The sequence below is a fragment of the Janibacter sp. RAF52 genome (assembly GCF_052114035.1).
Taxonomy (GTDB): Bacteria; Actinomycetota; Actinomycetes; order Actinomycetales; family Dermatophilaceae; genus Janibacter; species Janibacter hoylei.
In genome coordinates, this window is sequence record NZ_JBFRDY010000010.1 from 1 (window position 1) to 17,594 (window position 17,594).

Annotated in this window: 15 protein-coding genes; 9 read left to right on the plus strand and 6 right to left on the minus strand. The window is 71.8% G+C overall.

Annotated features, from left to right (window positions below):
- Window positions 1-1,008: 1,008 nt before the first annotated feature.
- The 3 genes from AB4Y78_RS12565 to AB4Y78_RS12575 are packed head-to-tail and all read left to right on the plus strand — an operon-like array spanning window position 1,009 to window position 1,949.
- Window positions 1,009-1,200, plus strand: coding sequence for a DUF4244 domain-containing protein (locus tag AB4Y78_RS12565; protein WP_259910308.1), 192 nt, complete (start codon window positions 1,009-1,011; stop codon window positions 1,198-1,200).
- A 19-nt stretch (window positions 1,201-1,219) separates the two neighbouring features.
- Window positions 1,220-1,552: a TadE family type IV pilus minor pilin gene (locus tag AB4Y78_RS12570; RefSeq protein ID WP_441715288.1), complete on the plus strand. Its 333-nt coding sequence runs from the start codon at window positions 1,220-1,222 to the stop codon at window positions 1,550-1,552.
- Window positions 1,539-1,949: an Rv3654c family TadE-like protein gene (locus tag AB4Y78_RS12575; RefSeq protein WP_282070898.1), complete on the plus strand. Its 411-nt coding sequence runs from the start codon at window positions 1,539-1,541 to the stop codon at window positions 1,947-1,949. The genes AB4Y78_RS12570 and AB4Y78_RS12575 overlap by 14 nt, the downstream gene beginning before the upstream one ends.
- A 9-nt stretch (window positions 1,950-1,958) precedes the next feature.
- Here AB4Y78_RS12575 and AB4Y78_RS12580 read toward each other — a convergent pair whose 3' ends face one another.
- From AB4Y78_RS12580 to AB4Y78_RS12590, 3 genes are read right to left on the minus strand one after another with little or no spacing between them, the layout of a single operon-like run.
- The gene (locus tag AB4Y78_RS12580; protein ID WP_441715290.1) at window positions 1,959-2,342 is read right to left on the minus strand and encodes a DUF1304 domain-containing protein; all 384 of its coding nucleotides are present in this window, start codon (window positions 2,340-2,342) and stop codon (window positions 1,959-1,961) included.
- 10 nt (window positions 2,343-2,352) lie between these two features.
- A complete protein-coding gene (locus AB4Y78_RS12585; RefSeq protein ID WP_265230028.1) occupies window positions 2,353-2,844 on the minus strand; it encodes a hypothetical protein in 492 nt (163 codons plus the stop codon).
- A gap of 21 nt (window positions 2,845-2,865) precedes the next feature.
- The gene (locus AB4Y78_RS12590) at window positions 2,866-5,190 is read right to left on the minus strand and encodes a DEAD/DEAH box helicase (RefSeq protein ID WP_441715294.1); all 2,325 of its coding nucleotides are present in this window, start codon (window positions 5,188-5,190) and stop codon (window positions 2,866-2,868) included.
- Between the two features lie 18 nt (window positions 5,191-5,208).
- On the opposite strand from AB4Y78_RS12590, the gene AB4Y78_RS12595 reads away from it, so the two are divergent.
- The 3 genes from AB4Y78_RS12595 (at window position 5,209) to AB4Y78_RS12605 (ending at window position 9,504) form a co-directional block, all read left to right on the plus strand.
- Entirely contained in the window at window positions 5,209-5,562 is a 354-nt protein-coding gene (locus AB4Y78_RS12595; protein WP_007925719.1) for an STAS domain-containing protein, read from the plus strand.
- A 67-nt stretch (window positions 5,563-5,629) separates the two neighbouring features.
- Window positions 5,630-7,966 carry a sodium-translocating pyrophosphatase gene (locus AB4Y78_RS12600; RefSeq protein WP_441715297.1) on the plus strand — a complete coding sequence of 779 codons (2,337 nt, stop codon included), beginning with the start codon at window positions 5,630-5,632 and terminating at the stop codon, window positions 7,964-7,966.
- A gap of 26 nt (window positions 7,967-7,992) precedes the next feature.
- Window positions 7,993-9,504 (plus strand): DUF7059 domain-containing protein, encoded by a 1,512-nt coding sequence (locus tag AB4Y78_RS12605; RefSeq protein ID WP_441715299.1) that lies wholly within the window; start codon window positions 7,993-7,995, stop codon window positions 9,502-9,504.
- A gap of 277 nt (window positions 9,505-9,781) precedes the next feature.
- Here the strand turns inward: AB4Y78_RS12605 and AB4Y78_RS12610 are convergent, their stop codons facing one another.
- Window positions 9,782-10,171: a DUF4878 domain-containing protein gene (locus AB4Y78_RS12610; protein ID WP_441715301.1), complete on the minus strand. Its 390-nt coding sequence runs from the start codon at window positions 10,169-10,171 to the stop codon at window positions 9,782-9,784.
- Window positions 10,172-10,268: 97 nt separating this feature from the next.
- Window positions 10,269-11,057: a dioxygenase family protein gene (locus tag AB4Y78_RS12615; RefSeq protein WP_441715302.1), complete on the minus strand. Its 789-nt coding sequence runs from the start codon at window positions 11,055-11,057 to the stop codon at window positions 10,269-10,271.
- Window positions 11,058-11,222: 165 nt separating this feature from the next.
- Here AB4Y78_RS12615 and topA point away from each other — a divergent pair, with 165 nt between their 5' ends.
- The 3 genes from topA to AB4Y78_RS12630 all read left to right on the plus strand — a co-directional run bounded on the left by topA (window position 11,223) and on the right by AB4Y78_RS12630 (window position 16,119).
- A complete protein-coding gene (gene topA, locus AB4Y78_RS12620) occupies window positions 11,223-14,006 on the plus strand; it encodes a type I DNA topoisomerase (RefSeq protein WP_441715304.1) in 2,784 nt (927 codons plus the stop codon).
- An 86-nt stretch (window positions 14,007-14,092) separates the two neighbouring features.
- Complete coding sequence (locus AB4Y78_RS12625; RefSeq protein WP_265230021.1) at window positions 14,093-14,545, plus strand: SCP2 sterol-binding domain-containing protein; 453 nt, start codon at window positions 14,093-14,095, stop codon at window positions 14,543-14,545.
- Window positions 14,546-14,550: 5 nt separating this feature from the next.
- The gene (locus AB4Y78_RS12630; RefSeq protein ID WP_441715306.1) at window positions 14,551-16,119 is read left to right on the plus strand and encodes an AMP-binding protein; all 1,569 of its coding nucleotides are present in this window, start codon (window positions 14,551-14,553) and stop codon (window positions 16,117-16,119) included.
- Between the two features lie 76 nt (window positions 16,120-16,195).
- On the opposite strand, the gene AB4Y78_RS12635 is transcribed toward AB4Y78_RS12630, so the two are convergent.
- Window positions 16,196-17,536, minus strand: a complete 1,341-nt coding sequence (locus tag AB4Y78_RS12635) for a serine hydrolase domain-containing protein (protein WP_441715308.1) — start codon at window positions 17,534-17,536, stop codon at window positions 16,196-16,198.
- Window positions 17,537-17,594: the final 58 nt, after the last annotated feature.

Below are 17,594 nucleotides of genomic sequence, written 5' to 3' on the forward strand. Positions count from 1 at the left end.
CGTCACCTGGAGGATCGAACGGACCTACCACCGCCGACGACGACAAGACCGCCTCGGCCGATTGACGCCCATCGAATACGAGACCACCATGACCACACCAGCCGACCAGGCTGCGTGACTACCGACTGTCACCTATCCGTGCAGCAGTCCCGACGTCCCCCACGCCAGCAGACTCCGAACGAGCCGCATTTCGTGACCATGCGACCACAGGATCTCGCCTGGCGCAGGTCGAGAGGAGCGCATGTGACGGCTGGCTCACCGGTCACGTGCGCGTGTGAGGGCCCACAAGGATCGCCCAGCGTCCGGGACAGTTGAGGTCAGCGTGAGCCGAGCGGCAGGCGGACCAGCTCCCTGGCTCGCGTGATCGGCGCGGTTACGAGCCTGGGTGCTCCCGGGTCAGGTGGCCGCGCAATCCGGTGGACGTCGGGTAGATGACCTCGCAGGCAGGGCAGGGGGTGCATGTCCCGGTGGGCTGCCCACCCTTCGATCGTGTGCTCCCACCACCACGGCCGGGTCCCCTCCCGTCCGTCCGGGGCGGGCAGGAGCCCACCTGGTAGCTGCGGTAGCCGGTCGAGGGGTCCCACCCGAAGCGGTGGCTGGTGTCAGCCGTCGAAAGTCGCGGCGGCGGGGCGGCGGAGCCGGTGGCCAGGTCGTGTCGCAGCCGGGTGGGTGTGATCCCCAGCGTCTGGGCTACGGCGGGCAGCGGCTCTCCGGCGGTCCACCTCTCGTACGCGGAGATGACGGCGGCCTCGTCGGTGCGCCGGTGGCCGCGCGGCGGCCAGCCGTCCAGCGCGAGCGTCACGACCTCGGGGAGGACCCCGGACAGTGCAGCGATCAGCCGTCGGGTATCCCCGTGGTGCGGGCTCGGGCCCAGGCGGCATCCACAGCCGGTGGGTGCCGGGTGGGGTCGTGCACAGATCGCGTGAGTAGCGGTCGCGAGGGGAGGTGCGGGCGAAGGGTGGACCTCACCGCGGCACATCGGGTGCCGCCGAAGGGGAGGAGCGTCCCATGAAGAAGTCCATCGTCCGGTGGAGTCACCGGGCCCGGTTGGTCTGCGAGGCCGGCATGACGACCGCCGAGTACGCCGTGGGCACCTTGGCCGCCTGCACCTTCGCGATCGTCCTGCTGGCGGTCGTGAAGTCGGGGACCATCAAGTCGGGCCTGTCCGATGTCATCCTCGAGGCGCTCGGCATCCGCTAGGGCGGGCGACGAGTCGGGGATGGTGACGGCGGAGCTCGCCCTCACCCTCCCCGCCGTCGTCCTCGTCCTGACGATCTGTCTCGGCGCCCTTGCCTGGGGCATCGACCGGGTCCGTTGCGTCGATGCCGCGCGCGTGGCCGTTCGCGAGATCGCCCGCGGTGAGGACCCGGGGCGCGCCCTCGACGACGCCCGAGCCCTCGCCCCCGAGGGGGCGAGTGTCGAGGTCGCCCGAGGCGGTCGCGACGTCACGGTGACGGTGACGAGCTCACCGCCGGAGGTCCTCGCCTTCGCGACGGGGGAGACCTCGTGCTTCTCGACGGCGCGCGTGGAGCCGACTCATGACCCGGCGTGACCTGCACGCCGAAGCAGGTTCCTCGACGATCATGTCGCTCGCCCTCATCGCCGTGCTGCTCACTGTCACGGTCGCGGCGCTCGCGGTGCTCTCGGCTGTCCGTGCCGCGCACATCGCGCGGTCGGCTGCCGACCTGTCGGCACTCGCGGGGGCGATCGAGTACCAAGCCTCTCTCGACGCCTCCGCGGCGTGCGCGGAGTCCGACCGTCTGGCGCAGCGGCACGACGTCCGGCTCCTCGACTGCCGGGTCACCGGCGACGGGGACGTGACGGTCACGGTCGCGGCGAGGATCCCCCTTCGTCTCGGCGGTGTCGGGCCGGACCAGGCCGAAGGGAGGGCCCGCGCGGGGCCGCAGCCCGACCAGACGGCCGTGGGCGGCCTCCTCGACGGACCCTGACCGGCGGCGTCAGAGGGCAAGTCCGGCGACGAGCAGCGCGATCGCCAGCGCGGGCAGGACCCCTTGGTTGACGGCGGCGCGGGCCTTGTCCGGGCTGGAGAGGAGCAGGACGAGGCTCGCGGCGAGCATCGAGCCGACACCGGTGAGCACGAGCGTCAGGCCGACCGCCTCGTGCCCGACCGCGTGCACGACGATGCCCAGCGCGACGGCGATGGCGAGGAAGAGGTTGTAGAAGCCCTGGTTGAAGGCGAGCTCGCGGGTGACCTGGGCCTCCTCTCCCGAGGTGCCGAAGACGCCCCGGGCGCGGGTCGTCCACGCGAAGGACTCGAGGTAGAAGATGAAGACGTGCAAGGCGGCCGCGCACCCGGCGACGGCCAGACCGACCCAGATCACGGCCGGCCCGTCAGGCGCGCGGGTCGCGGCGGATCGGGCGGGTGGCGTCGTCGGCCGGCGCGGCCCCGCGCGTGTCGATCCGCTGGGTGGCCGCGCCGGTCGTGGGGTCGTGGCTCTCGGCGACCTCGGCCCGCTCGCGAGCGATCTGCGTCGAGACCCGCTGCTCCTCCAGGTCGCGCTCGCGCTGTGCGAGCTCTTCCTGGTGGGCCGCCTCCTGCTCGGCCAGCCGGCGGCGCGACTCCGCCTCCTGCTCCTTGCGCAGGCGACGTGCCTTCGCCTTGCGGGTCAGCGCCCACTTGATCGTGACCAGGCCCAGCCACAGCAGCAGCATCGTCAACATGCCCGCGATGACGAGGGTGAGCGGGTTGAGGTTGATCGTCACCGCGTCGAGGAGACGGATGTCGACCTCCTGGCCCGACACCTCCGGCGCCTGGGTCCCGAGGAGCAGCGCCGCCCCGATGAGGAGAGCGACGAGCACGAGGATGATGCCGAGGATGACCATGAGGGGTTCCTTTCGGTGGCGTCAGCCCGCCGTCTGCGGCAACGGGTCCTCGCTCACTGTAGGACCGAGCGTGCCCAGGAGCAGGTCAAGCAGGGCCACCGCGCCGCGCGCGTCGAGCGGCTCGTTGCCGTTGCCGCACTTCGGCGAGACGACGCACGCCGGGCAGCCGTCCCCGGCGCACGCACACCCGGCGATCGTGTCGCGGGTCATCGTCAGCCACTCGGTGATCCGCTCGTGCGCGCGCGCCGCGAATCCGGCCCCGCCCGGGTGCCCGTCGTAGACCATGATCGTCGGTAACCCCGTGCCCGGGTGCAGGTCGGTCGAGACCCCACCGATGTCCCACCGGTCGCAGGTCGCGAGCAGCGGGAGCATCCCGATCGCCGCGTGCTCGGCGGCGTGCGCGGCACCCGGCACGTCGGCCTCGGCGACTCCGGCTGCGGCGAGTGCCTCCGGCGTCATCGTCCACCACACGGCTCGCGTCGACAGGGTGCGCTCGGGCAGGTCGAGGTCGTGGCGCCCGATGACCTCGCCGCTCGGCAGCCGCCGGAGGAACCCGGTCACCTGCCGTCGCACGTCGACCCGCCCGAAGGAGACCCGCACCGGCCCGTGGTCGACCCCGGCCTCCTCGGCGACGATGTCGAAGGAGGAGACCGACTGGGCGTGCGTCGTCCACCCCGGGTCGCCGGCGACGACCGTGGCCGTCGCCTGATCGAGATCGAGCTCGGTGACGACGAAGGTACGCCCCTGGTGCACGTGCACCGCACCCGTGTGCGCCTGGGCGTGCGCCGACGACTCGTCGATCGTGCCGACGACGCGGCCGGACCTCCCTTCGACGATGCTCACCACCTCACCGATGCCGCGCAGGGAGACGTGCTCGCCCGGCCGGTCCGGCCGGGTCCAGTACCAGCCACCCGGCCGGCGGCGCAGGATGCCGCGGTCGACGAGGACCTCGAGCACCCCCGCCAAGCCGTCGCCGAACCACCGCTCGTCGTCGAGCGTCACCGGGATCTCGGCGGCCGCGCATGCGACGTGCGGTACGAGCACGTGGACATTGGCCGGGTCGAGCACGCTCGCCTCGACCGGTGCGTCGAAGATCGCCTCCGGGTGGTCGACGACCCACGTGTCGAGCGGGTCGTCGGCCGCGAGCAACACGGCGAGGGCGTCCTGACCATCGCGGCCGGCGCGGCCCGCCTGCTGCCACACCGACGCCAGCCGCCCCGGCCAGCCGGCCATGAGCACGACGTCGAGCCCGGCGATGTCGATGCCGAGCTCGAGGGCATTGGTCGCGGCGAGCCCGAGCAGGTCACGGTCGCGCAGCCGACGCTCGATGACGCGGCGCTCCTCGGGGAGGTAGCCGCCGCGGTAGGCGGCGATCCGCCCCTCGTCGGCGGCGCTCACCTGCCGTGCCGCGGAGGTGGCCAGGGCCTCGACCCCGGCGCGGGAGCGCGCGAAGGCCAACGTCTGCACGTCGCGACCCACGAGCTGGGCCATGAGCTCGGCGGCCTCCGTCGTGGGGGAGCGGCGGCTCCCTTCGTCGTCCTCGGGCGGCTGCCACAGCGCGAAGGTCATCGCGCCGCGCGGCGACCCGTCGTGGGTGACGGCGAGGACGTCGTCACCGACGAGGCGGGTGGCGTGCCCGCCGGGGTCGCCGACGGTCGCGGAGGCCAGGACGAAGACGGGGTCGGCGCCGTACCGACGCGCCACCCGCCGCAGGCGACGGATGAGCAGCGCGACGTGCGAGCCGAAGACCCCGCGATAGACGTGGCACTCATCGATGACGACGTAGCGCAGTCGCCGCAGCACGTGCGCCCAGTGCTCGTGGCCGGGCAGGAGGGAGTGGTGGACGAGGTCGGGGTTGGTGAGGATGACGTCGGCGTGGTCACGGATCCACCGGCGCTCGTCGGTCGGGGTGTCGCCGTCGTAGGTGGCGGCGCGGATCCCCGGGATCGCCCACGACTGGATGCGGGCGAGCTGGTCGGCGGCCAGCGCCTTGGTGGGGGAGAGGTAGAGGGCGGTGGCACCGCGACCGTTGGCCGCGGCCCTCCCTTCGAGCACGGCCGTGAGCGAAGGGAGGAGATAGCCCAGTGATTTGCCCGAAGCCGTCGCCGTGGCGAGCACGACGTGCCGCCCCTCGCGGGCGGCCTGCGCAGCGGTCGCCTGGTGGGACCACAGTCGCTCGATGCCTGCCCCGGCCAGGGCCTGTCGCAGGGGAGGGGCGACCCACGCGGGGACGTCGGCGTGCTCCGGCTCGCGGGCGGGGAGCGACTCGACGTGCCGGACCCGCTCCTCGCGCCCGCGCGCCAGGTCGGCGAGCAGGTCGCGGGCCTGCGGGCGGGTGTGGGACATGTGTTCTACGGTAGGCGGATGCCGATCTCCGTCACGACCAGCGCAGCCGGAGAGGTCAACATCGTCCACGTCACCGGGGAGATCGATGTGGCCTCCGCCGCGGTGCTGCGCGATGCCCTCGAGGCGCTCATCGCCGACGGGCGACGCCGCCTGACGCTCGACCTCGGAGGGGTCACCTTCCTCGACTCGACCGGTCTCGGGATCGTCGTCGGCCGCCTCAAGAAGCTCGCCCGCCACGGCGGGACGCTCACCGTCGCGGCCTCGCACGAGAGGGTGCTGCGCGTCTTCGCCATCACCGGCCTCGACCAGCTCCTCGACATCCACCCCGACCTCGAGGGCGCGGTCCGGGCAGCGGGGGCGCCCCGGCAGTAGGGTGACAGCGCGGCTGACCCGCCTGATGACGGACCGGCCGTGACCCGCGCCCATCAAGGAGGATGGCATGGCTGTCACGCTCGCGACCCTGTCCACCGCATCGTCGATCGACCTCGACGGCACCAACCTGGGTCTGGTCGGGGGTGTCGCCGTCATCGGCCTGCTGGCCCTCGTGCTCGGCGTCGTCCTCAGAGGCCAGGTGCTCACCGCCGGCGCGGGCACGCCCCGCATGCAGGAGATCGCGGGGGCGGTCGAGGAGGGCGCGCACGCCTACCTGCGCCGCCAGTTCAGGACCCTGCTCGTCTTCGTCGCGCTCGTCTTCGTCCTCCTGCTCTTCCTGCCCGCGGACTCCTCGGGCGTGCGGTGGGGTCGCTCGGGGTTCTTCGTCCTCGGCGCCGGCTTCTCCGCCGCCATCGGGTATCTCGGGATGTCGCTCGCGGTCAAGGCCAACGTCCGCGTCGCCGAGGCGGCCCGCTCCACCGGCCGCGACGACGGCATGCGCATCGCCTTCCGCACCGGCGGCACCGTCGGCATGTTCACCGTGGGCCTCGGTCTGCTCGGCGCGGCCGTCGTCGTCCTCGTCTACCGGGGTGATGCGCCCAAGGTGCTCGAGGGCTTCGGGTTCGGCGCCGCGCTCCTCGCGATGTTCATGCGGGTCGGCGGCGGCATCTTCACCAAGGCCGCTGACGTCGGCGCCGACCTCGTCGGCAAGGTCGAGGCGGGCATCCCCGAGGACGACCCCCGCAATGCGGCGACGATCGCGGACAACGTGGGCGACAACGTCGGCGACTGCGCGGGCATGGCCGCCGACCTCTTCGAGTCCTACGCCGTGATGCTCGTCGCCGCGCTCATCCTCGGCTCGGCGGCCTTCGGCGCCCACGGGCTCGTCTTCCCCCTGCTCATCCCGGCCATCGGTGCGGTCACGGCGATGATCGGCATCTTCATCACCCGGGCGCGCTCGGGCGAGTCGGCGCTCGATGCCATCAACCGGGGCTTCTTCATCTCCGCGGCGATCTCGGCCGTGCTGTGCGCCGCCGCGGCCTACCTCTACCTGCCCGGCACATACGCCGAGCTCGGCTCCTCCGACGAGACGGTCGCCCAGCTGGTCGGCGACCCGCGGCGCGCCGCCCTGCTCGCGGTCGTCCTCGGCATCGTCCTCGCCGCGGTGATCCTGCGGATGACCGGCTACTACACCGGCACCGACAAGCGCCCGACGATGGACGTCGCCCGCACGACCGAGACCGGCGCCGCCACCGTGATCCTGTCGGGGATCAGCCTCGGCCTCGAGTCGGCGGTCTACAAGGTCGTGACCATCGCCGTGTGCATCTACCTCGCCTTCCTGCTCGGCGGCTCCTCCGTCGTCCTCGGCCTCTTCTTCATCGCGCTCGCCGGCTGCGGACTGCTGACGACCGTCGGGGTCATCGTCGCCATGGACACCTTTGGCCCGGTCTCGGACAACGCGCAGGGCATCGCCGAGATGTCCGGTGACGTCGACGGTGAGGCGGCTCAGGTGCTCACCGAGCTCGACGCGGTCGGCAACACGACGAAGGCGATCACCAAGGGCATCGCCATCGCGACCGCCGTGCTCGCCGCGACCGCCCTCTTCGGCAGCTACACCGATGCCTGGCGCGGTGCCCTGTCGACCGTCGACGAAGGGAGCGTCACGGCCCAGCAGGTCGCCGATCTCGAGCTCATGGTCAACACCCAGATCGTCACGCCGAGCGTGCTCGTCGGGCTCCTGCTCGGAGCTGCGGTCGTCTTCCTGTTTTCGGGCCTGGCGGTCAACGCGGTCACCGTGGCCGCGGGCTCGATCGTCCACGAGGTGCGCCGTCAGTTCCGTGAGCACCCCGGGATCATGGAGTGCACCGAAAAGCCCGAGTACGCGCGGGTCGTCGACATCTGCACGCGCGACTCGCTCGCCAAGCTCGCCACCCCGGGCCTGCTCGCCGCACTGACCCCGATCGTCGTCGGATTCGGTCTGGGCATCGGGGCTCTCGCGGGTTTCCTCGCCGGGGCGATCGCCTGCGGTGCCCTCATGGCCGTCTTCCTGGCCAACTCCGGTGGCGCGTGGGACAACGCGAAGAAGATCGTCGAGGACGGGCACCACGGCGGCAAGGGGTCGCCGGGTCACGAGGCGGCGGTGATCGGCGACACCGTCGGTGACCCCTTCAAGGACACCGCCGGGCCCGCGATCAACCCGCTCATCAAGGTGATGAACCTCGTCGCCGTGCTCATCGCGCCCGCCGTCATCACCCTCTACCTCGGGGACGGCACGGATCGGCTCGTCAGGTGGGCCATCGCACTGGTCGCCCTGCTCGTCGTCGCCGCCGCGCTCGTGATCACCAAGCGCGACGACGTCGCCGTCGGCGACGGCGAGGGAGCGCCGGCGGTCGACCGGGCCTAGGCGACCGCCCCACTAGGCTCGGTCGGGTGACCGCCAGCACCACGCCCCGCACCCACCCCGAGCTCATCGCCGCGTTGCGCGCCGACCTAGGGGACGCGTCCTTCGAGGTCGACGCCGTCCGGGAGCGGCTCGGCGACCTCGCGGCCAACGCGCTGGGGCGCGAGCAGTCGCTGCCCGCCCGCCGCGCGGTGGCCGGGGCCAGCGACCCGCTCGGCATCCTCGTCGGCTGCTTCGGCCTCGGACTGCCCACCGCCGCCGACGACCTCGCCCGGGCGCTGCCCCGCACCGGCGTCACCGGCGCGGTCACCCTCGGCATCGTCGAGCCGCAGGGCGCACACGTCCTCGCCACCTGCGACCTGCGGCCCTACGGCGACGACGCGGGAGGCGCCTGGTGGGTCGCCTCCGACCCGACCGAGCACGCCCGCAGCGGCCCGCTGCCCGTCGACCACGTGCTCGGCATCGGGGGCGCCTCGTCGACCCTCGCGTCGTGGACACCCCGCCCCAGGGTCGCCCGCGCCCTCGACGTCGGGACCGGCTGCGGCGTGCAGGCCCTGCACCTCTCCGGCCACGCCGACGCGGTCGTCGCCACCGACCTCTCCCGCCGGGCCCTCGGCTACGCGGCATTCAACGCGGCGCTCAACGAGCAGGACTGGGACCTGCGCGAGGGCTCCTTCCTCGAGCCGGTCGCGGGGGAGGCCTTCGACCTGGTCGTGAGCAATCCTCCCTTCGTCATCACGCCGCGCACCGCCGACGTGCCGCTCTACGAGTACCGCGACGGCGGGGCCGCCGGCGACGCCGTCGTCGCCGCCCTCACCCAGCAGGTCGGCGCGCACCTCGCGCCGGGCGGCATCGCCCAGCTCCTCGGCAACTGGGAGTCGGTGGCGGGCCAGGACTGGCGCGAGCGCGTCGGGGAGTGGGTCGCAGCGAGTGGTCTCGACGCGTGGGTCGTCCAGCGCGACGTGCAGGACCCTGCGGAGTACGCGGAGCTGTGGTCCCGCGACGGCGGGCACCTGCCCGGCACGAGCGAGCACGAGGCGCTCGTCGGTGCCTGGCTCGACGACTTCGAGCAGCGGGGTGTCGAGCAGATCGGCTTCGGCGTCATCACGCTGCACCGCCCGACGTCGCGGCGGGCGCCCTTCGTGGACCTCGTCGAGGCGACCGGGGCGGTCGCCTCGCCGATGGGCCCGGCCATCGCGGCGGGGCTCGTCGCCCGCGACCGGCTCGCCGGGCTCGACGACGACGCCCTGCTCGACACCGCGTGGCGCTGCGCCGACGACGTGACGACGGAGACCCACGCGGCGCCCGGCGCCAGCGACCCCCATGTCATCGTCCTGCGCCAGGGCGGGGGGCTGGCCCGCTCGATCCGCCTCGACACCCTCGACGCCGCGCTCGTGTCGGTGTGCGACGGCGAGCTGACCGCCCGCCAGTCGCTCACGGCGATCTCGGCACTGCTCGACCTGCCCACCGGTGAGGCCCTCGGCGCCGGAGCTGGCCTGGTGCGCCGGCTCGCCGCCGACGGGCTGCTGCTGCCCGGCTGAGTCCCCTTCGAGACGGCCGCAGGCGGCCTCCTCAGGGGGCGGGTCGGGTAGCGGCCGCGGGCGGCCTCCTCAGGGGGCGGGTCGGGTAGCGGCCGCGGGCGGCCTCCTCAGGGGGCGGGTCGGGTAGCGGCCGCGGGCGGCCTCCTCAGGGAGCGCGGGGAGTCCGCGCAGCGGGCGGACTCTGAGGGAACGGCGCGGGTGCCTGGACACGGAAGAACCCTCCCTCCGCAGGAGCGTGAGCTCGTGCGGAGGGAGGGTTCGACGGGTTTGCCCGAGGTCAGGCGCCCATCGTGATCTTCCACTCGTCGTCGACCTTCTTGAGCTTGACGTCGTTTTCCTCGCCCTTGGAGTTCTTCACCTTGACGGTGGCGGTCTTCTCGTCGTCGGAGACGGTGGAGGAGAGGATCTCGATGTCGTCGGCGTTGGCCTCCTCGGCCATCTCGTCGCCGCCCTCCTCCATGCCCTCGACGCACTTCATGCCGCCCTGCTCCATCGTCTTGACCATCTCGGGGTCGATGGCGTCGCAGACCTTTTCGTAGTCCTTGTCCTCGAAGGCCTGGGCGAAGTCGGTCACCGCCTTCTCGGCGTCCTCCTCCGGGCTGCTGCCGCAAGCGCTCAGGCCGAGGGCCAGCGCGCTGGCGGCAAAGACGGTGGCGAGCTTCTTCATGGGTGGGTCCTCCCCTTCGTGGGCCGGCCGTGGCGCCGGACGCTGCCGACGAGCCTAGCGACGGGCGGCCGGCAGCACGACGGGGAGCCCTCCCCGGTCAGCTGAAATGCCAGGAGCGCTTCGACAGGCCGTACCAGAAGCCCTCGACGGTCGTCCGCCGCTCGCTGGCGCCGGACGCCTCGGCCGCACCCATCGCGATGTAGAGCGGGGCCCAGTGCTCGGTGCGCGGGTGCGCCTCGTGGCCGGCGGGGGCGAGCTCGAACATCCGCGCGAGGGAGTCGACGTCGCCTGCGGCGACGGTCTCGGCGGCCCAGTGGTCGAACTCGCTCGACGCGGTCGGCGGCGTGGAGTCGGCACCGGCCCGCGGGTTGAACCAGCGCAGGTTGTGCGTCGTGAAGCCGGAGCCGACGATGAGCGTGCCCTGGTCGCGCAGCGGGGCGAGGGCGCGGCCGAGCTCGAGCAGCTCGTGCGGGTCGAGCGTCGGCATCGACATCTGCAGCACGGGCACGTCGGCGTCGGGGTACATCTCGACGAGGGGCACGTAGGCGCCGTGGTCGAGCCCGCGGGTCTCGTCGCGCTGGACGTCGACTCCCTTCGGCTTGAGGAGGGCGGAGACCTCGTCGGCGAGGTCGGGAGCCAGGGGCGCGTCGTACTGCACCCGGTAGTACCGCTCGGGGAAGCCCCAGAAGTCGTAGGTCAGCGGCACCTTGCGCTGGCTGGGGCTGACGGTGACGGGGGCGTCCTCCCAGTGGGCGGACACCATGAGGATGTCCTTGGGGCGCTCGATCTCGGCGGACCAGCGGGCCAGCTCGGCGGTCCAGCGCGCGTCGTCGGCGAGCGGGGGAGCGCCGTGCGAGAGGAAGAGGACGGGCGGGGTCGAGGTCATGGCCACGACATTACTTGTACCTTTAACTAACTGTCAAGCGGACCGTCGGCCCGCCACCCGGGGTGCGAAGGGAGTCCCCAGCTCGGTGTACGGTCGGCGCCAGAAGAGCCCGACGTCGAAGCAGCGACGAATCCGCTGCACGTGGGATCAGGAAACGAGGCACACATGGCCAGCAAGCTCGTCATCGTGGAGTCACCCGCCAAGGCCAAGACGATCGCCGGGTACCTTGGCGCCGACTTCGCCGTCGAGGCATCGGTGGGTCACATCCGCGACATCCCGACCCCCTCGGAGATGCCCGCCGAGATGAAGAAGGGCCCCTTCGGGCGCTTCGGGATCAACATCGAGGAGGGCTTCGAGCCCTTCTACGTCGTCGACCCGGACAAGAAGAAGAAGGTCGCCGAGCTCAAGCGCCTGCTCAAGGACGCCGACACCCTCTACCTCGCCACCGATGAGGACCGCGAGGGTGAGGCCATCGCCTGGCATCTCCTCGAGACGCTCAAGCCCAAGGTCCCCGTCAAGCGGATGGTCTTCCACGAGATCACCAAGGAGGCCATCCAGCGGGCCGTCGAGGACACCCGCGAGCTCGACATCAACCTCGTCAACGCGCAGGAGTCGCGCCGCATCCTCGACCGTCTCTACGGGTACGAGGTCTCGCCGGTCCTGTGGCGCAAGGTCAAGGCCGGCCTGTCCGCCGGTCGCGTGCAGTCCGTCGCCACCCGCATCGTCGTCGAGCGGGAGCGCGAGCGGATGGCCTTCAAGGTCGCCTCCTACTGGAGCGTGGAGGGCAGCTTCACCTCGACCTCCGCCCCCTTCGCCGCCCGTCTGGCCTCCCTCGACGGGACGAAGGTGGCGACCGGCTCCGACTTCGACGACACCGGCGCGCTCAAGGGCTCCGCCCGCCAGCTCGACGAGCGGGCCGCCACGGCCGTCGCCGAGGCGACGATCGCCGCCGACGTCACCGTCTCCTCCGTCACGGAGAAGCCCTACACCCGACGGCCGTACGCCCCCTTCACCACCTCGACCCTCCAGCAGGAGGCCGGCCGCAAGCTCGGCCTCGGGTCCAAGGCGGCCATGGGCGTGGCCCAGAAGCTGTACGAGAACGGCTACATCACCTACATGCGTACCGACAGCACCAACCTGTCGGGCTCGGCGATCTCCGCGGCACGTGGGCAGGCCCGGGACATGTACGGCGCCGACTTCGTGCCGGAGCAGCCGCGCGTCTACGGCAAGAAGGCCAAGAACGCCCAGGAGGCGCACGAGGCGATCCGCCCCGCAGGTGACCGCTTCCGCACCCCGGCCCAGGTGGCCGGTGAGCTGCGCGGCGACGAGTTCAAGCTCTACGAGCTGATCTGGAAGCGGACGATCGCCTCGCAGATGGCCGACGCCAAGGGTTCCACCGCCACGATCAAGCTCGCCGCCGACCTCGGTGGCTGCGAGGTCGCCTCTGCCGCCGAGTACTCCGCCTCGGGCACGGTCATCACCTTCAAGGGCTTCCTCGCCGCCTACGAGGAGGGCACGGACGAGCCCCGCGAGGCGAAGAAGGACGGCGGGGCCCGCCTGCCGAAGCTCGCCGAGGGCGCGACCGTCGACGTCGTCGACGCGACCCCCTCCGGCCACGAGACGTCGCCGCCGGCCCGCTACACCGAGGCCTCCCTCGTGAAGAAGATGGAGGAGCTCGGCATCGGCCGCCCCTCCACCTACGCCTCGACGATCAGCACCATCCAGGACCGCGGCTACGTCCGCAAGAAGGGCAGCGCGCTCGTCCCGACGTGGCTCGCCTTCGCGGTGACCCGCCTGATGGAGGTGTACTTCGGTCGCCTGGTCGACTACCGCTTCACGGCGTCGATGGAGGAGGACCTCGACGAGATCGCCTCCGGCTCCGCCGAGCGCGTGGCCTGGCTGCAGCGCTTCTACTACGGCAGCGAAGGGGGCAACGAGGGCCTGCAGAGCCTCGTCGCCGACCTCGGTGACATCGACGCACGGGCGATCTCGACGATCGACATCGGCGACGGCATCGTCGTGCGGGTCGGTCGCTACGGGCCCTACGTCGAGGAGGTCGTGCCGAAGGGGGTGGACCCGGCCACCGGTGAGGTCACCGACGAGACGAAGACGACGCCGGCGCCCAAGCGGGCGACGATCACCGACGATGTGGCGCCCGATGAGCTCACGCCGGCGATGGCGCGCGAGTTCCTCGCCGCTGCCGCCGACGACGGTCGGGTCCTGGGCCAGGACCCCGAGACCGGCCGCGACGTCGTCGTCAAGAACGGTCGCTACGGACCCTACGTCACCGAGGTGCTCGAGGAGTCGGCCGACGACAAGCCCAAGCGCGGCAAGGCCAAGGTCAAGCCGCGCACGGCCTCGCTCTTCAAGAGCATGGACCCCTCGACGGTCGACCTCGAGCAGGCGCTGAAGCTCCTCTCGCTGCCGCGCACCATCGGCACGGTCACCGAGACCACCACCGGTGAGGACGGCACGGAGAAGTCCGTCGAGGTGCCGATCACCGCGCAGAACGGCCGCTACGGCCCGTACCTGAAGAAGGGCACCGACTCGCGCTCCATCGAGACCGAGGAGCAGCTCTTCACGATGACCCTCGAGGAAGCGCTCGCGATCTACGCCCAGCCCAAGCAGCGGGGCCGCGCCGCGGCCAAGCCGCCGCTCGCGGAGTTCGGCGAGGACCCGGTGAGCGGCAAGAAGGTCGTCGTCAAGGACGGTCGCTTCGGCCCCTACGTCACCGACGGTGAGACGAATGCCACGCTCCGTCGCGGTGACGAGCCGGAGACGCTGACCGCGGAGCGAGCCTACGAGCTCATCGCCGAGAAGCGGGCCAAGGGCCCCACGACCCGCAAGAAGTCGGCGAAGAAGACCGCGAAGAAGGCGACCAAGAAGACGGCCAAGAAGGCGACGGCGAAGAAGACCGCGGCGAAGAAGGCGAGCGCCAAGAAGTCCTGAAGGGCGTCCGGCCCCTGGTCGCACCCGTTGCCGCCTTCGTTACTCGTGGGTATGGTCCGGGAAACCGCACCGAAGGAGCTGCCCGCATGGACCTGGACCCGTCGACCTTTGCGTCGATGACGCCCGAAGAGTTTGCCCAGACCGCCAAGCAGATGTCCGACAAGGAGGTCTCGGAGGTCATGCGCGGCGAGTTGCGCACGCCGATCCTCGACGCGATCTTCGAGCGTTTCCCGGAGCTCTTCCGCCCGGAGCGGGCCGCAGGCGTGAGCAGCACGATCCAGTTCCGGATCACCGGCGGGCCGGACGACCACCCGCACGACACCTACGAGATCGTCGTCGACGACGGCACGTGTGCGGTCTCGCCCGAGCCGGGTGAGCGGTACGACACCTCGCTCATGATGGCGCCGCCGGAGTTCCTCAAGATGGTCACCGGCCGAGGCAACCCGACGATGCTCGTCATGCGCGGCAAGATCAAGGTCAAGGGCGACATCGCCACGGCCGCCAAGTTCCCCACCCTCTTTGACATCCCGAAGGCCTGATACCGATGAACCCCCTGATCGTCGCCAAGACCATGGCCAAGCGCGGGATGCTCACCCCCGGGCCGCCGGCCGCCCAGGTCAAGCAGCTCACCGCACTGAAGAAGTGGGGCTTCGGCCTCGCGGGCGAGCTGCGCCAGGCCGCCAACCGCTCGCCGAAGACCGTCGCGGTCATCGACGAGACCCGGGGCGCCACGACCTACGCCGAGCTGCTCGCCAACTCCGAGAAGATCTCGACGATCCTCACCGAGATGGGCTTCGGCCCCGGTGACCGGATCGGCCTGCTCGCCCGCAACCACGTGCAGGCCATCGAGGTCATGACGGCGACCTCCGCGATCGGGGTCGACCTCGTCCTGGGCAACACCGGGCTGGCCGGGCCGCAGTTCGCCGTCGTCGCCGAGCAGCAGGGCATCAAGGCACTCATCCACGACGACGAGTTCGCCGAGGTGGTCTCGCACCTGCCGCAGGAGATGCCCCGCATCACCGAGACCGAGCTGGCTCGGCGGGTCGAGCAGGCGCCCCGCCCCCAGGCGCTGCCGGTGCCGACCAAGGGCGGCCGCACGATCATCCTCACCTCCGGCACGACCGGGACGCCGAAGGGAGCGGCCCGCAAGACTCCCGGTGGCTTCGGCCCGCTCATCTCGATCATCGACCGGATCCCCCTGCGCGCCCACGACCGGATCCTCATCTCCGCGCCGATCTTCCACACCTGGGGCTACGCGGCGATGCAGCTGTCGATGGCGCTGCGCGCGACGATCATCCTGCAGCGGCGCTTCAAGCCCGAGGCGGCGCGGGCGGCGCTCGAGGAGCTGCAGCCCGACGCCATGTTTGCCATCCCGGTCATGCTCCAGCGGATGATGGAGCTGCCGAGCGACCCCGCGGCCCGCTCCCGGCGCAGGCTGCGCGTCGTCGCGACCTCCGGGTCGGCCTACCCCTCGGGCTTCACGACGAAGTTCATGGACGAGTGCGGCGACGTGCTCTACAACCTCTACGGGTCCACCGAGGCGTCCTGGGTGTGCATCGCGACGCCCGCCGACATGCGCCGCCACCCCAACACGGCGGGTACACCGCCCCTGGGGACGGTCGTGCGGATCCTCGACGAGGACGGTCGCGAGGTGCCGGCGGGGGAGAAGGGTCGGATCTTCTGCGGCAACGAGCTCGTGTTCGACGGCTACACCAACGGCAACACCAAGGACTTCATTGACGGGCTCGTCTCGACGGGGGACGTGGGGCACCTCGAGGGCGACCTCTACTTCGTCGATGGTCGCGACGACGACATGATCGTCAGCGGTGGCGAAAACGTCTACCCGATCGAGGTCGAGGGCCTGCTGGCCGAGCACCCCGCGGTGCGTGAGGTCTCCGCCATCGGCGTCCCCGACGACGACTTCGGCCAGCGGCTCGCGGTCTTCGTCGCGCTCAACGACGGGCACACCCTCACCGGTGACGAGGTCAGGGAGCACGTGCGGGCCCACCGCGCCCGCCACTGCATCCCCCGCGAGGTCGTCTTCATGGACGAGCTGCCGCGCAATGCCACCGGCAAGATCCTCAACCGGGAGCTGCGCAAGCACTTCGCCTGACGCCCCCTTCGCCTGCTCGCTCTGGCCGACCCCTCCACTGCGCATCTCCCTAGGGAAATGCGCAGTCGGGGGGCGGTCAGAGCCACTGGCCGAAGGCCAGGGGCTCGCGGGTGAAGCGGTAGGTGGCCCAGTTGAGGTGGGTGACGGAGCCGGAGGCATCGCGGGTGACCCGCAGCAGCTCGCCGCGCTCGCGGCCCGACACCGTGCGGTAGCGGTCGGTGGCCTCGGCCTCGAAGACCGAGGGCGGCATCTCCTTGGGCTGGCCGGCCACCCGCGCTTCGAGCCGGCCCTCGCGCACCGACAGCACGAAGTGGGTCCCCTCGGAGTACCAGTGCCCGAGCAGCGGGACGAGCTCGTCGGGCAGCTCGGTCCCGGGCTTCCAGGGCTCGGGCTGCACGGGCTCGCGCTCGATCGCGATCGTCCCGAGCTCGATGGCGGCGGCCGCAGGAGGGACGGGGGCGGAGTTGTTCATCAGGATCAGTCCCGTTGTGGCAGTGGGACGCTCGGTGAAGACGCCGGTGATCGAGCCGGGCCAGCCGCCGGTGTGCCCCACCCAGGTGCGCCCTTCGTGCCGCACGAGCTGGAAGCCCAGCCCCCACGCGGAGGTCCACCCCGTCACGTCGGCCATGACCTGCGGCTGGCACATCTCCTCGAGCGTGTCGGGGGAGAGCACCTCGTCGACCGGGTCGGCCACGAAGCCGCCCCAGCGCGCCATGTCGGTGGCGGTCGACCGCAGACCGCCGGCCGGGTCCATCGCGGCCGCGTCGAAGACCGGCTCCTCGACCGGGACGTCTGCGAAGGGCGGGACGTAGTACCCCTTCGCCCGGCGGCCGGAGGGGACGGTGCCGGTGCGGGTCATCTCGAGCGGGTCGAGGATGCGCCGCCGGATCGACTCCTCCCAGGTGCACCCGTCGAGGCGCCCGATGATCTCGCCGAGGACGGCGTAGGCGAGGTTGGAGTAGTGCCAGCGGTCGTGCGGCCGCCCGACGCGCTCGGCCTGCGACCAGCCGGCGAGCATCTCCTCGCGGGAGGGCATGACCATGGTGTCGAAGACGTCGCCGACGGGTTCGCGCTGCATGCCGGAGGTGTGCGAGAGCAGCTGGCGGATCGTCACGCGGGCGTGGGCGGAGTCCGCGAGGTGCTGCTCGACCGTGTCGTCGAGGTCGAGTCGGCCCTCGTCGCGCAGCGCCATGATCGCGACGGCCGTGAAGGTCTTGGAGTTGCTCGCCACGGGGTACTGCGTGTCCGCGTCGGGTGCCTCGCCCGGGGTCGCGACGTCGATCGTGCCGATGCCCGTGGACCACTCCAGCCGGCCGTCACGCGCGACGCCGGCGACGAGCCCCGGGACGCGGCCGTCGGTCTGCGCGGTCAGCGCGCGGGTGGTCAGGGCTCGTGCGGTCTCGTCGCTGAAGGTCATGCGCCCGACGATAGGCCCACCGGGTGGGGACGGCCGCAGGACCGTGTCGGGGCGGTGC

Excerpts from the sequence above, each read along its gene's own strand:
- AB4Y78_RS12570 (WP_441715288.1), top strand. The coding sequence starts at position 1,220 with ATGGTGACGGCGGAGCTCGCCCTCACCCTCCCCGCCGTCGTCCTCGTC.
- AB4Y78_RS12590 (WP_441715294.1), bottom strand. The coding sequence starts at position 5,190 with ATGTCCCACACCCGCCCGCAGGCCCGCGACCTGCTCGCCGACCTGGCG.
- AB4Y78_RS12585 (WP_265230028.1), bottom strand. The coding sequence starts at position 2,844 with ATGGTCATCCTCGGCATCATCCTCGTGCTCGTCGCTCTCCTCATCGGG.
- AB4Y78_RS12595 (WP_007925719.1), top strand. The coding sequence starts at position 5,209 with ATGCCGATCTCCGTCACGACCAGCGCAGCCGGAGAGGTCAACATCGTC.
- AB4Y78_RS12600 (WP_441715297.1), top strand. The coding sequence starts at position 5,630 with ATGGCTGTCACGCTCGCGACCCTGTCCACCGCATCGTCGATCGACCTC.
- AB4Y78_RS12615 (WP_441715302.1), bottom strand. The coding sequence starts at position 11,057 with ATGACCTCGACCCCGCCCGTCCTCTTCCTCTCGCACGGCGCTCCCCCG.
- AB4Y78_RS12565 (WP_259910308.1), top strand. The coding sequence starts at position 1,009 with ATGAAGAAGTCCATCGTCCGGTGGAGTCACCGGGCCCGGTTGGTCTGC.
- AB4Y78_RS12635 (WP_441715308.1), bottom strand. The coding sequence starts at position 17,536 with ATGACCTTCAGCGACGAGACCGCACGAGCCCTGACCACCCGCGCGCTG.
- AB4Y78_RS12625 (WP_265230021.1), top strand. The coding sequence starts at position 14,093 with ATGGACCTGGACCCGTCGACCTTTGCGTCGATGACGCCCGAAGAGTTT.
- AB4Y78_RS12630 (WP_441715306.1), top strand. The coding sequence starts at position 14,551 with ATGAACCCCCTGATCGTCGCCAAGACCATGGCCAAGCGCGGGATGCTC.
- topA (WP_441715304.1), top strand. The coding sequence starts at position 11,223 with ATGGCCAGCAAGCTCGTCATCGTGGAGTCACCCGCCAAGGCCAAGACG.
- AB4Y78_RS12575 (WP_282070898.1), top strand. The coding sequence starts at position 1,539 with ATGACCCGGCGTGACCTGCACGCCGAAGCAGGTTCCTCGACGATCATG.
- AB4Y78_RS12610 (WP_441715301.1), bottom strand. The coding sequence starts at position 10,171 with ATGAAGAAGCTCGCCACCGTCTTTGCCGCCAGCGCGCTGGCCCTCGGC.